The organism is Pseudomonas zeae, from assembly GCF_014268485.2.
Lineage (GTDB): Bacteria > Pseudomonadota > Gammaproteobacteria > Pseudomonadales > Pseudomonadaceae > Aquipseudomonas > Aquipseudomonas neuropathica.
In genome coordinates this window covers 6,302,916-6,316,010 of sequence record NZ_CP077090.1, presented here as the reverse complement: position 1 = coordinate 6,316,010, position 13,095 = coordinate 6,302,916, and the positions used below count along the sequence as shown (strand labels likewise).

Sequence of the window (13,095 nt, the reverse complement as noted above, 5' to 3'; positions counted from 1 at the left end):
GGGTGAGGGGCTTTTCAGTCGATAAACAAATCCGTCATCAACGCCGCATTACTCCCCGGTTCAAACCGGTAATGCTCAAACTCGCCAACGCCGCTCTCCCGCAAAATATCCTCATCAATCAACAACCGCCCGGTAATCTGCCGCCCGCTGCTATCCAGAATCACATGCGCCGCATCCGCCATGATCGCTGGCGTTCGCGCCTGCTTGAACGACTCCCGATTCCCCAGCTGAAATTCAATCGCCGCCGTCGCAATCATCGTCTGCGGCCACAACGAATTGACACTGATCCCGTAACTGGCAAATTCCTCGCTCATCCCGATCGTCAGCATGCTCATGCCGTATTTGGTCACGGTGTAAGGGCTGAACTGGGCAAACCACTTGCTTGCCAGATTCAGCGGTGGCGACAGGTTGAGAATGTGCCCGGCAGATTTCTTCAGATAAGGCAGGGCGGCCTGGCTGCACAGCAACACCGCGCGGGTGTTGATCTGGTGCATCAGGTCGAAGCGTTTGAGCTCGATGTGTTGCACACCGGTGAGTTTGATCGCCCCGGCGTTGTTCACCAGTGCATCGATGCCGCCGAAATGTTCGTTGGCCTGAGCCAGTGCCTGGCGTACGGCGTCTTCATCACGCACATCGACTTGCAGGGCCAAAGCCTTGCCGCCCGCTGCTTCGACTTCCGCTGCGACGCTGTGAATGGTCCCGGGTAACTTGGCGTGGGCTTCGGCGCTCTTCGCCGCAATCACGATATTGGCCCCGTCCCTCGCGGCCCGCAGCGCAATCTCACGGCCAATGCCACGGCTGGCGCCGGTGATGAACAGGGTTTTGCCTTGTAACGACATGCCGATGCTCCTGCTTATTGTTATGTGAGCGGAGGGCTCGACAGACAATGTAGACCAAGTCTTCAGGTGCGAACGAGGAGGGCTGAGTGGGCGAGTTTTTGTGGGAGCGAGCCTGCTCGCGAAAGCGGTGTGTCATTCAACATCTGTGTTGTTTGACACGGCCTCTTCGCGAGCAGGCTCGCTCCCACAGGGGAGGGGGTCTATCAGGCGGACATGACTTCGCGGATGTCGCGAGCCAGTTCGCGGACGCGTTCTTCTTCGGTGTCCCAGGAGCACATGAAGCGCGCGCCGCCCTTGCCGATGAAGGTGTAGAAGCGCCAGTTCTTCGTGGTCAGCGCGGCGATGGCCGGTTCCGACAGTTGCAGGAACACGCCGTTGGCCTGCACCGGGAACATCAGTTCCACGCCTGGAATGTCGCTGACCAGCTCGGCCAGCAATTGCGCGCAGTGGTTGGCGTGGCGGGCGTATTTCAGCCAGGCGCCGTTTTCGAGAATGCCGACCCAGGGTGCCGAGAGGAAACGCATTTTCGACGCCAGTTGCCCGGCCTGTTTGCAGCGGTAATCGAAGTCTTCGGCCAGTTTGTGGTTGAAGAACAGGATCGCTTCACCCACGGCCATGCCGTTCTTGGTGCCGCCAAAGCACAGTACATCGACGCCGGCCTTCCAGGTCAGATCCGCCGGCGAGCAGCCGAGGAAGGCGCAGGCGTTGGAGAACCGCGCGCCGTCCATGTGCAGGTGCAGACCCAGCTCTTTGCAGGTGGCGCTGATGGCGCGGACTTCTTCCGGGGTGTAGACGCTGCCGACTTCAGTGGCCTGGGTCAGCGTTACAACGCGCGGTTTCGGGTAATGGATGTCCTGGCGCTTGAGCGCGACTTCGCGGATCGATTGCGGGGTGATCTTGCCGTTTTCGGTGCCAGCGATCAGCAGTTTCGAGCCGTTGGAGAAGAATTCCGGGGCGCCGCATTCGTCGGTTTCGACGTGGGCGGTTTCCGAGCAGATCACGCTGTGGTAACTCTGGCACAGCGACGACAGGGCCAGCGAGTTGGCGGCGGTGCCGTTGAAGGCGAAGAACACTTCGCAGTCGGTTTCAAACAATTGGCGGAAATGGTCGGCCGCGCGTGCGGTCCATTCATCGTCGCCATACGCGCGCTGGTGGCCGTGGTTGGCCTGTTCCATCGCAGCCCAGGCTTCAGGGCAGATTCCGGAATAGTTGTCGCTGGCGAATTGTTGGCTCTTGTCGGTCATGGCCGGCTTCCGTGGTCGAGACTCTTGTGAAGGCTCGTGGTCAATGAGGGTGCGCACTTTACCGAAGATCTTCCGGGGAGCACACGGGATGTCACGTTCAGGAAATTACCAGTTTGTAGGACGATTATGCACCTGAGCAAACGCGACGGCGCACTGGATCTGCTCAAGTGGCTGGCGCTCCTGTGCATGTTGCTCGATCACCTGCGATATGCCGGGTTCTCCGCCGATTGGCTGTATGTGCCTGGGCGGCTGGCGTTTCCGTGGTTTTGCCTGGCGATGGCGGCGAATCTGGCGCGCGACGGGTCGCGGAGGATGGAGTGGCGGTATCTGGGCTGGTTGTTGCTGTTCAGTGCAGTCAGTGAAATTCCCTACCGAATGTACATTCCTGATCCCGATACGTTGAACGTGATGCCGACGCTGGCGCTTGGGCTGCTGGTTGCGCGGGGGTGGCAGGGTCCATCGGCCATGTCGCGATTGCTCGGTGTTGCTGCGCTGGTGCTGGCCGCCATGTTTCCGGAACGACTGATGTTCGGCTTGTTCGGGATTCTGTTGCCGCTGGCGATGCTGCTGGTATTTCGCCGGCCGTGGTATTTCAGCCTGCTGCCGGGGTTGGTGTGTTTGGCGGCCAACCAATGGCAAGTCCTGTACGACTCGGCGAGGTTCGGCAGTAGCGTCGCCATTCTTGGCATTGCCACCTGTCTGTTTGCGCCAATGCTCGGAATGTTCCTGTTGCGACATATGCGACATGTGCGACATGTGCGACATCTCCAGCCACCCCCCATGCGCCGTTGGGCGTATGCATTCTATCCCGCACATTTCCTCCTGCTGCTCGCCATCCGCGCGGCATACACCTGACACCTGTGGGAGCGAGCCTGCTCGCGAAGAGGCCGGCACATCCAACATAGAAGTTGGCTGACCGACCGCTTTCGCGAGCAGGCTCGCTCCCACAGGGGATCTACGGCGTTTCGAATAAGCCATTTCCAGCCATGTCGTAAACGCACCTTTGCGTGGCGCGCGCAGGCATTTGAGCTGTCTGCGCCGGTCATACCATCGGCATCAAAGGGCACTGCCTTCAATGCCAGTGCCTTACCGAGACGAATGGCGCACAGATGCCGCTGGGAGAGACGCGATGTTCAGCAAGCAAGACCAGATCCAGGGTTACGACGATGCACTGCTGGCGGCGATGAATGCCGAGGAGCAACGTCAGGAAGATCACATCGAGCTGATCGCGTCGGAGAACTACACCAGCAAACGCGTCATGCAAGCGCAAGGCAGCGGCCTGACCAACAAATACGCCGAAGGTTATCCGGGCAAGCGCTACTACGGTGGCTGCGAGCATGTGGATAAAGTCGAAGCGCTGGCCATCGAACGCGCCAAGCAACTGTTCGGCGCCGATTACGCCAACGTCCAGCCGCACTCCGGTTCTTCGGCCAACAGCGCCGTGTACCTGGCGCTGATCCAGCCGGGCGACACCATCCTCGGCATGAGCCTGGCCCACGGCGGGCACCTGACCCACGGCGCCAAGGTGTCGTCTTCGGGCAAGCTCTACAACGCCGTGCAGTACGGCATCAACACCGACACCGGGCTGATCGATTACGACGAAGTCGAGCGTCTGGCCGTCGAGTCCAAGCCGAAAATGATCGTCGCCGGTTTCTCCGCTTACTCGAAGACGCTGGACTTCCCGCGCTTCCGTCAGATCGCTGACAAGGTCGGTGCGCTGCTGTTTGTCGACATGGCCCACGTTGCCGGTCTGGTCGCCGCCGGTCTGTACCCGAACCCACTGCCGTACGCCGACGTGGTCACCACCACCACGCACAAAACCCTGCGCGGTCCACGTGGCGGGCTGATCCTGGCCAAGTCCAACGAAGAGATCGAGAAGAAGCTCAACGCTGCCGTGTTCCCCGGCGCCCAGGGCGGCCCGCTGATGCACGTCATCGCCGGTAAAGCCGTGTGCTTCAAGGAAGCGCTGGAGCCCGGCTTCAAGGCATATCAGCAACAAGTGATCGACAACGCTCAGGCGATGGCCAGCGTGTTTATCAAACGTGGCTACGATGTAGTGTCCGGCGGCACCGACAACCACTTGTTCCTGGTCAGCCTGATCCGTCAGGGCCTGACCGGCAAAGACGCCGACGCCGCCCTTGGCCGCGCGCACATCACCGTCAACAAGAACGCCGTGCCGAACGACCCGCAATCGCCGTTCGTGACCTCGGGCCTGCGCATCGGCACCCCGGCCGTGACAACTCGCGGCTTCAAGGTGACCCAGTGCGAAGTGTTGGCTGGCTGGATTTGCGACATCCTCGACAACCTCGGTGATGCCGATGTCGAGGCCAATGTTGCCCAGCAAGTGTCGGCCCTGTGCGCAGACTTCCCGGTTTATCGCTGAGCGTTCTGGAGTAAATGACTATGCAACGCTATTCGGGCTTCGGCCTCTTCAAACACTCCCTCAGCCACCACGAAAACTGGCAGCGCATGTGGCGCACGCCAACGCCGAAGAAGGTCTACGACGTGGTCATCGTCGGCGGCGGCGGGCACGGTCTGGCGACTGCCTACTATCTGGCCAAAGAGCACGGCATCACCAACGTCGCCGTGGTCGAAAAAGGCTGGCTGGGCGGCGGGAACACCGCACGCAACACCACTATCGTTCGCTCCAACTACCTGTGGGACGAGTCGGCGCACCTCTACGAACACGCGATGAAATTGTGGGAAGGCCTGTCCCAGGATCTCAACTACAACGTGATGTTCTCCCAGCGTGGCGTCTACAACCTGTGCCACACCCTGCAGGACATCCGTGATTCCGAGCGTCGGGTCAGCGCCAACCGCCTCAATGGCGTCGATGGCGAACTGCTCAACGCCAAGCAGGTCGCTGACGAGATTCCGTACCTCGACTGCTCGAAAAACACTCGCTACCCAGTGTTGGGCGCGACTGTTCAGCGTCGCGGCGGCGTTGCCCGTCACGATGCCGTGGCCTGGGGCTTTGCCCGTGCCGCTGACGCCCTCGGTGTCGACTTGATCCAGCAGACCGAAGTGATCGGCTTCCGCAAGGAAAACGGCGTGTGCATCGGCGTTGAAACCAACAAGGGTTTCATTGGCGCCAAGCGCGTCGGCGTGGTCACGGCCGGTAACTCCGGGCACATGGCCAAACTCGCCGGTTTCCGTCTGCCGATCGAATCCCACCCGCTGCAAGCGCTGGTGTCCGAGCCGATCAAGCCGATTATCGACAGCGTGATCATGTCCAACGCCGTACACGGTTACATCAGCCAGTCCGACAAGGGCGATCTGGTGATCGGCGCCGGTATCGACGGCTACAACGGCTACGGCCAGCGCGGTTCGTATCCGGTGATCGAGCACACCATCCAGGCCATCGTCGAGATGTTCCCGGTGCTGTCGCGGGTACGCATGAACCGGCAGTGGGGCGGCATCGTCGACACCACGCCGGACGCTTGCCCGATCATTTCGAAAACCCCGGTACCGAACATGTTCTTCAACTGCGGTTGGGGCACCGGCGGCTTCAAGGCCACACCTGGCTCGGGCAACGTGTTTGCCGCGAGTCTGGCCAAGGGTGAAATGCACCCGTTGGCCGCCCCGTTTTCCATCGACCGTTTCCACAACGGCGCACTCATCGACGAACACGGCGCTGCTGCCGTCGCCCACTAACAGGAGAAATCCCCATGTTGCATATCTTCTGTCCTCACTGCGGCGAACTGCGCTCCGAAGAGGAATTCCACGCATCCGGTCAGGCGCACATTCCGCGCCCGCTCGACCCTGGCGCCTGCACCGACGAGGAGTGGGGCGACTACATGTTCTTCCGCGATAACCCGCGCGGTCTGCACCACGAACTGTGGGATCACGTCGCCGGTTGCCGCCAGTACTTCAACGTCACCCGCGACACCGTGACCTACGAGATTCTCGAAACCTACAAGATCGGCACCAAGCCGCAATTCACCGACAAGGCTGATTCGGCGAAAACAGCCACGACGGCGCTGGGAGAGAAGGTATGAGCCAGACCAATCGCCTGTCCAACGGTGGACGGATCGACCGCAACAAAGTGCTGAGCTTCACCTTCAACGGTCAGAGCTACAAAGGCTTCGAGGGTGACTCGCTGGCCGCCGCACTGATCGCCAACGGCGTCGACATCATTGGCCGCAGCTTCAAGTATTCGCGTCCTCGCGGGATCTTCGCCGCCGGTGCCGAAGAGCCGAACGCGGTGCTGCAGATCGGTGCTACCGAAGCCACGCAGATTCCCAACGTGCGCGCCACGCAACAGGCGCTGTATCAAGGTCTGGTTGCGACCAGCACCAACGGCTGGCCGAGCGTCAACAACGACATGATGGGTATTCTCGGCAAGGTCGGCGGCAAGCTGATGCCGCCGGGTTTCTACTACAAAACCTTTATGTACCCGCAATCGTTCTGGATGACCTACGAGAAGTACATTCGTAAGGCTGCCGGTCTGGGCCGTTCGCCGACCGAAGTCGATCCGGACACCTACGATTACATGAACCAGCATTGCGACGTGCTGATCGTCGGCGCTGGCCCGGCCGGTCTCGCCGCTGCCCTGGCCGCTGCGCGCAGCGGTGCCCGAGTGATTCTTGCCGATGAGCAGGAAGAGTTCGGTGGCAGCCTGCTCGACTCGCGCGAAAGCCTCGACGGCAAACCGGCGATGGACTGGGTCGCCAGCGTCATCACTGAACTGAAGAACACCCCGGACGTGCTGCTGTTGCCGCGCGCCACGGTCAACGGTTACCACGACCACAACTTTCTGACCATTCACGAACGCCTCACCGATCACCTCGGTGACCGTGCGCCAATCGGTCAGGTGCGTCAGCGTATTCACCGTGTCCGCGCCAAGCGTGTCGTGCTGGCGACCGGTGCTTGCGAACGTCCGCTGGTTTACGGCAACAACGACGTGCCGGGCAACATGCTTGCCGGTGCGGTGTCGACTTACGTGCGTCGCTACGGTGTGGCACCGGGCAAGAAGCTTGTCCTCAGCACCAACAACGATCACGCGTACCGCGTTGCTCTGGACTGGCTCGACGCCAGCCTGCAAGTGGTGGCCATCGCCGATGCGCGCAGCAATCCGCGTGGTGCGCTGGTAGAAGAAGCGCGCGCCAAAGGCATCCGCATCCTCACCGGCAGCGCCGTGATCGAAGCCCGTGGCAGCAAGCGTGTCACCGCTGCCCGCGTTGCCGCGATCGATGTCAAAGCGCACGCCGTGACCAGCCCGGGCGAATGGCTCGACTGCGATGTGATCGCCAGTTCCGGCGGTTACAGCCCGGTCGTTCACTTGGCCTCGCACCTTGGTGGCAAGCCGACCTGGCGTGAAGACATCCTCGGTTTCGTACCGGGCGAAGCACCGCAGAAGCGCGTGTGCGTTGGTGGCATCAACGGCGTGTACGGTCTCGGCGATTCGCTCGCTGACGGTTTTGAAGGTGGCGTGCGCGCTGCCGCTGAAGCCGGTTTCCAGACCGTCGAAGGCGTGCTGCCAAAAGCCCTGAGCCGTCTCGAAGAGCCGACGCTGGCGCTGTTCCAGGTGCCGCATGAAAAGAACACCGCACGGGCGCCGAAGCAATTCGTCGACCTGCAAAACGACGTGACCGCCGCCGCCATCGAACTGGCAACCCGCGAAGGTTTCGAGTCGGTGGAGCACGTCAAACGCTACACCGCGCTGGGCTTCGGCACCGATCAGGGCAAGCTCGGCAACGTCAACGGTCTGGCCATCGCCGCCCGTTCGCTGAACGTGACCATCCCGCAGATGGGCACCACGATGTTCCGCCCGAACTACACGCCGGTGACTTTCGGCGCCGTGGCCGGTCGTCACTGTGGGCACATCTTCGAGCCGGTGCGTCACACCGCGCTGCATGCCTGGCATGTGAAGAACGGCGCAGAGTTTGAAGACGTCGGTCAGTGGAAACGCCCATGGTACTTCCCGAAAAACGGTGAAGACCTGCACACCGCCGTGAAGCGCGAATGCAAAGCCGTGCGCGACAGCGTCGGCCTGCTCGACGCCTCGACTCTCGGCAAGATCGACATTCAAGGCCCGGATGCCCGCGAGTTCCTCAACCGCGTGTACACCAACGCCTGGACCAAGCTCGACGTGGGCAAGGCTCGCTACGGTTTGATGTGCAAAGAAGACGGCATGGTCTTCGACGACGGTGTGACGGCGTGCCTGGCGGACAACCATTTCGTCATGACCACCACCACCGGCGGCGCGGCTCGCGTGCTGCAGTGGCTGGAGCTGTACCACCAGACTGAATGGCCGGACATGAAGGTTTACTTCACCTCCGTCACCGACCACTGGGCGACCATGACCCTGTCCGGGCCGAACAGCCGCAAGCTGCTCAGCGCCGTGACCGACATTGATCTGAGCAACGAAGCGTTCCCGTTCATGACCTGGAAAGAAGGTCTGGTCGGCGGCGTGCCGGCGCGGGTGTTCCGCATCTCGTTCACCGGTGAGCTGTCGTACGAAGTCAACGTCCAGGCCGACTATGCGATGGGCGTGCTGGAGAAAATCGTCGAGGCCGGCAAGCAGTACAACCTGACCCCGTACGGCACTGAAACCATGCACGTCCTGCGTGCCGAGAAGGGCTTCATCATTGTCGGTCAGGACACGGACGGCTCGATGACCCCGGACGACTTGAATATGGGCTGGTGTGTGGGTCGCACCAAACCGTTCTCGTGGATCGGCCAGCGTGGGATGAACCGTGAAGATTGCGTGAAGGATCAGCGTAAGCAGTTGGTCGGCTTGAAACCGATCGATCCGAACGTGTGGCTGCCGGAAGGTGCGCAACTGGTGTTCAACACCAAGCAGGCGATCCCGATGACCATGGTCGGCCACGTGACGTCCAGCTACGCGCACAACTCCCTCGGTTATTCGTTTGCCATGGGTGTGGTCAAGGGCGGTCTGAAGCGCCTCGGTGAGCGGGTGTTTGCACCGCTGGCCGACGGCAGCGTGATCGAGGCGGAGATTGTTTCTTCGGTGTTCTTCGATCCGAAGGGTGATCGCCAGAACATTTGACGGCCTCAAGAACTGTGGGCGGGCGGCTATTCGCGAGCAGGCTCGCTCCCACATTCGACCGCGTTCCCCTGTGGGAGCGAGCCTGCTCGCGAAAGCGGCAGATCAGCCACCGCAGGAACCAACAGAATTCAGGAAGGTGCTTTATGACCACAGCCAATGTTTACCAACAACGCCCGACCACCGGCGCCAAGGCCGAGTCGTCGCTGCACCATGCCGACCTCGCCAGCCTGGTCGGCAAGGGCCGCAAGAACGCCGGCGTGATCGTGCGGGAAAAGAAACTCCTCGGTCACCTGACCATTCGTGGCGATGGTCACGATGCCGCGTTCGCCGCCGGTGTGCACAAGGCCCTGGGTATCGAACTGCCCGGCGCTCTGAGCGTGATCGTCAAAGGTGAAACCAGCCTGCAATGGATGGGCCCGGACGAGTGGCTGCTGATCGTGCCAAGCGGTGAGGAATTCGCCGCCGAACAGAAACTGCGTGAAGCCCTGGGCGATCTGCACATCGCGATCGTCAATGTCAGCGGCGGCCAGCAAGTGCTCGAACTGAGCGGGCCGAACGTGCGTCAGGTGCTGATGAAGTCCACCAGCTACGACGTGCACCCGAACAATTTCCCGGTGGGTAAAGCGGTCGGCACGGTATTCGCCAAGTCGCAGTTGATGATTCGCCACACGGCCGAAGACACCTGGGAATTGCTGATTCGTCGCAGTTTTTCGGATTACTGGTGGTTGTGGTTGCAGGATGCTTCGGCTGAATACGGGTTGAGCGTTCAGGCCTGAAAGATCAAAAGCTAACCCCCTCACCCCAGCCCTCTACCCCAGGGGGGAGAGGGGGAAAGGGAGCCGATCTCGGGTGTTTTTGTGATCTATATTCACCCGCGATATTTCAGGTCGGCGTAGCTCGAAAGAACACCTCGGTCAGTCCCCTCTACCTCCGGGAGAGGGCTAGGGTGAGGGGCAAAAATCCCCCAGACACCGCGCACAAAAGAACAGGAGTCACCGCACCATGAGCCGCGCCCCAGACACATGGATTCTGACCGCCGACTGCCCCAGCGTCCTCGGCACGGTGGACGCGGTGACGCGTTTTCTGTTCGAGCAGGGCTGCTACGTCACCGAGCACCACTCGTTCGATGACCGCCTCTCCGGGCGTTTCTTCATCCGCGTGGAATTCCGTCAACCCGACGGTTTCGACGAGCAATCCTTCCGCGCGGGTTTAGCCGAACGTGGTCAGGCCTTCGGCATGGTCTTCGAACTGACCGCGCCGAACTACCGGCCGAAAGTGGTGATCATGGTCTCCAAGGCCGATCACTGCCTCAACGACTTGCTCTACCGCCAGCGCATCGGCCAGTTGTCGATGGACGTTGCTGCCGTCGTCTCCAACCATCCGGATCTGAAACCGCTGGCCGACTGGCATCAGATTCCCTACTACCATTTCCCCCTCGACCCCAACGACAAACCGTCGCAGGAACGTCAGGTGTGGCAGGTGATCGAAGAGTCCGGCGCCGAACTGGTGATCCTCGCCCGCTATATGCAGGTGCTGTCGCCGGAGTTGTGCCGCAAGCTCGATGGTAAGGCGATCAACATTCATCACTCGCTGCTGCCGGGTTTCAAAGGCGCCAAGCCGTATCACCAGGCCTACAACAAAGGCGTGAAACTGGTTGGCGCGACGGCGCATTACATCAATAACGATCTCGACGAAGGGCCGATCATTGCCCAAGGCGTCGAGGCGGTGGATCACAGTCATTACCCTGAGGATCTGATTGCCAAGGGGCGGGATATTGAAGGCCTGACGTTGGCGCGGGCGGTTGGGTATCACATTGAAAGAAGAGTGTTTTTGAACGCCAATAGAACCGTCGTTCTTTAGATCGCTTTCGCGAGCAGGCTCGCTCCCACAGGGATTTGTGTTGAAACACAGGTCTCTGTCACACCAAAGATCAACTGTGGGAGCGAGCCTGCTCGCGAAGGGGCCATAACTGACAACGCAAGACCAACAAGCAATACCCGAGCATTCAACGCGCTGCCTGCCTGGGCAACGCGGTTCCATAAAAACAACAGCGAGGTGAAAGCATGTCTGGCAATCGTGGTGTGGTGTATCTCGGCGCTGGCAAGGTCGAAGTACAGAAAATCGACTATCCGAAAATGCAGGACCCGCGCGGTCGCAAGATCGAGCACGGGGTCATTCTCAAAGTGGTTTCCACCAACATCTGCGGCTCCGACCAACACATGGTGCGCGGCCGTACCACGGCGCAAACCGGTCTGGTGCTGGGGCACGAGATCACCGGCGAGGTGATCGAAAAAGGCTCCGACGTCGAAAACCTGAAAATCGGTGACCTGGTCTCCGTACCGTTCAACGTCGCTTGCGGGCGCTGCCGTTCCTGCAAAGAGCAACACACCGGCGTCTGCCTGACCGTCAATCCGGCCCGTGCTGGCGGTGCTTACGGTTACGTCGACATGGGCGACTGGACCGGTGGCCAGGCCGAATACGTGCTGGTGCCATACGCCGACTTCAACCTGCTGAAATTGCCGGACCGCGACAAGGCCATGGAGAAAATCCGCGACCTGACCTGCCTCTCCGACATCCTCCCTACCGGTTACCACGGCGCCGTCACTGCCGGCGTTGGCCCGGGCAGCACCGTTTACATTGCCGGCGCCGGCCCGGTCGGTCTGGCCGCAGCCGCTTCCGCGCGTCTGCTCGGTGCGGCGGTGGTGATCGTCGGCGACGTCAACACCATCCGCCTGGCCCACGCCAAGGCGCAGGGTTTTGAAATCGTCGACCTGTCCAAGGACACGCCGCTGCACGAACAGATCGCCGCACTGCTGGGCGAACCGGAAGTGGATTGTGCGGTGGACTGCGTCGGTTTCGAAGCGCGCGGCCATGGCCACGACGGGGTCAAAGCCGAAGCGCCGGCCACCGTACTCAACTCGCTGATGGGCGTGGTGCGTGTTGCCGGCAAGATCGGTATCCCGGGTCTGTACGTCACCGAAGATCCGGGCGCCGTCGACGCCGCCGCAAAAATGGGCAGCCTGAGCATTCGCTTCGGCCTGGGCTGGGCCAAGTCGCACAGCTTCCACACCGGGCAAACCCCAGTGATGAAGTACAACCGCCAACTGATGCAGGCGATTATGTGGGATCGCATCAACATCGCCGAAGTGGTGGGCGTGCAGGTGATCAGTCTCGACCAGGCGCCGGAAGGGTATGGCGAGTTCGATGCGGGCGTGCCGAAGAAGTTTGTGATTGATCCGCATAAGTTGTTTAGTGCGGCGTAACGCTTAAGCGCAATACAAAACGGCGACCTCAGGGTCGCCGTTTTTTTGTTTATGGTTCATTCAGGGCGGACTTGCTCGGCTTGCAGTCCTTTTTGCCCCTTTCCTTCAACAAAGGAAACTTTTTGTCCTTCTTTTAAGGATTTGAATCCATCGGATTCGATCGCCTTGAAATGAACGAAGAGGTCATCACCGCCACCGACCGGTGTAATAAAACCAAAGCCTTTATCGTCGTTAAACCATTTAACCGATCCGTTTTTTCTTGGTTTTCCGCCTGATTCTTGTGTCATGTCCTTGCTTCCTGTCTATTTATGAAGAACTTCATTTCACACATGTTGCCGTATTGATTTTCCAGCCTGTCAGTCGTCTTCGATTTGAATGTTTACCGCGTAGTTTTTTCCGTTATCACCGCGCTTAAGGTCATAAGTAACCTTCTGCCCCGCTTTGATGTATTTGATGATCGGATCGTCCGGGCTGATGCAAAAGATGATCGGCGGGACATCTGGTTCGAGCAGTTGATCGCGCGGACTGCATTGCTTTTCCATCACCGTATCTCCCGTTGAATGACCGTTAGTTGCACCTCGCTTTCTTCGAACAATTGACACACCAGGAGCCTATTCCAGCCCGGATCGCTAGACACCTGTCAGATCTGACAGGTGTCTAGTTCTTTTTGAAATATTGATTTTCACGACAAGAAAATAATGACCTAAAAAAACCGCAGCCTTCGGTTGTTTCGGGAG

At 60.2% G+C, this 13,095-nt stretch carries 12 protein-coding genes; 8 read left to right on the top strand and 4 right to left on the bottom strand.

Annotated elements, in window-relative coordinates; all coding sequences use genetic code 11:
- Window positions 1–14: 14 nt before the first annotated feature.
- Together HU754_RS27865 and HU754_RS27860 are read right to left on the bottom strand one after the other, a co-directional pair.
- Window positions 15–839: an SDR family oxidoreductase gene (locus HU754_RS27865; RefSeq protein ID WP_186619983.1), complete on the bottom strand. Its 825-nt coding sequence runs from the start codon at window positions 837–839 to the stop codon at window positions 15–17.
- 203 nt (window positions 840–1,042) lie between these two features.
- Complete coding sequence (locus HU754_RS27860) at window positions 1,043–2,083, bottom strand: threonine aldolase family protein (RefSeq protein ID WP_186619982.1); 1,041 nt, start codon at window positions 2,081–2,083, stop codon at window positions 1,043–1,045.
- Between the two features lie 126 nt (window positions 2,084–2,209).
- On the opposite strand from HU754_RS27860, the gene HU754_RS27855 reads away from it, so the two are divergent.
- The 8 genes from HU754_RS27855 to fdhA all read left to right on the top strand — a co-directional run bounded on the left by HU754_RS27855 (window position 2,210) and on the right by fdhA (window position 12,358).
- Window positions 2,210–2,938 (top strand): TraX family protein, encoded by a 729-nt coding sequence (locus HU754_RS27855; RefSeq protein WP_186619981.1) that lies wholly within the window; start codon window positions 2,210–2,212, stop codon window positions 2,936–2,938.
- Window positions 2,939–3,212: 274 nt separating this feature from the next.
- A complete protein-coding gene (locus tag HU754_RS27850) occupies window positions 3,213–4,466 on the top strand; it encodes a serine hydroxymethyltransferase (RefSeq protein WP_007913117.1) in 1,254 nt (417 codons plus the stop codon).
- Between the two features lie 20 nt (window positions 4,467–4,486).
- A complete protein-coding gene (locus tag HU754_RS27845) occupies window positions 4,487–5,737 on the top strand; it encodes a sarcosine oxidase subunit beta (RefSeq protein WP_034155011.1) in 1,251 nt (416 codons plus the stop codon).
- Between the two features lie 14 nt (window positions 5,738–5,751).
- The gene (locus HU754_RS27840) at window positions 5,752–6,081 is read left to right on the top strand and encodes a sarcosine oxidase subunit delta (RefSeq protein ID WP_007913119.1); all 330 of its coding nucleotides are present in this window, start codon (window positions 5,752–5,754) and stop codon (window positions 6,079–6,081) included.
- On the top strand, window positions 6,078–9,095 hold the full coding sequence (locus tag HU754_RS27835; protein ID WP_186619980.1) for a sarcosine oxidase subunit alpha: 3,018 nt from the start codon (window positions 6,078–6,080) through the stop codon (window positions 9,093–9,095). The genes HU754_RS27840 and HU754_RS27835 overlap by 4 nt, the downstream gene beginning before the upstream one ends.
- Before the next feature lie 143 nt (window positions 9,096–9,238).
- Window positions 9,239–9,871: a sarcosine oxidase subunit gamma gene (locus HU754_RS27830; RefSeq protein ID WP_008086919.1), complete on the top strand. Its 633-nt coding sequence runs from the start codon at window positions 9,239–9,241 to the stop codon at window positions 9,869–9,871.
- A gap of 226 nt (window positions 9,872–10,097) precedes the next feature.
- A complete protein-coding gene (gene purU, locus HU754_RS27825) occupies window positions 10,098–10,955 on the top strand; it encodes a formyltetrahydrofolate deformylase (protein ID WP_064589552.1) in 858 nt (285 codons plus the stop codon).
- A gap of 203 nt (window positions 10,956–11,158) precedes the next feature.
- Window positions 11,159–12,358: a formaldehyde dehydrogenase, glutathione-independent gene (gene fdhA / locus HU754_RS27820; RefSeq protein WP_093429915.1), complete on the top strand. Its 1,200-nt coding sequence runs from the start codon at window positions 11,159–11,161 to the stop codon at window positions 12,356–12,358.
- Window positions 12,359–12,414: 56 nt separating this feature from the next.
- On the opposite strand, the gene HU754_RS27815 is transcribed toward fdhA, so the two are convergent.
- Both HU754_RS27815 and HU754_RS27810 read right to left on the bottom strand, forming a co-directional pair.
- Window positions 12,415–12,645, bottom strand: a complete 231-nt coding sequence (locus HU754_RS27815) for a cold-shock protein (protein WP_186619979.1) — start codon at window positions 12,643–12,645, stop codon at window positions 12,415–12,417.
- Between the two features lie 69 nt (window positions 12,646–12,714).
- Complete coding sequence (locus HU754_RS27810) at window positions 12,715–12,900, bottom strand: hypothetical protein (protein ID WP_186619978.1); 186 nt, start codon at window positions 12,898–12,900, stop codon at window positions 12,715–12,717.
- Between the last annotated feature and the right edge of the window lie 195 nt (window positions 12,901–13,095).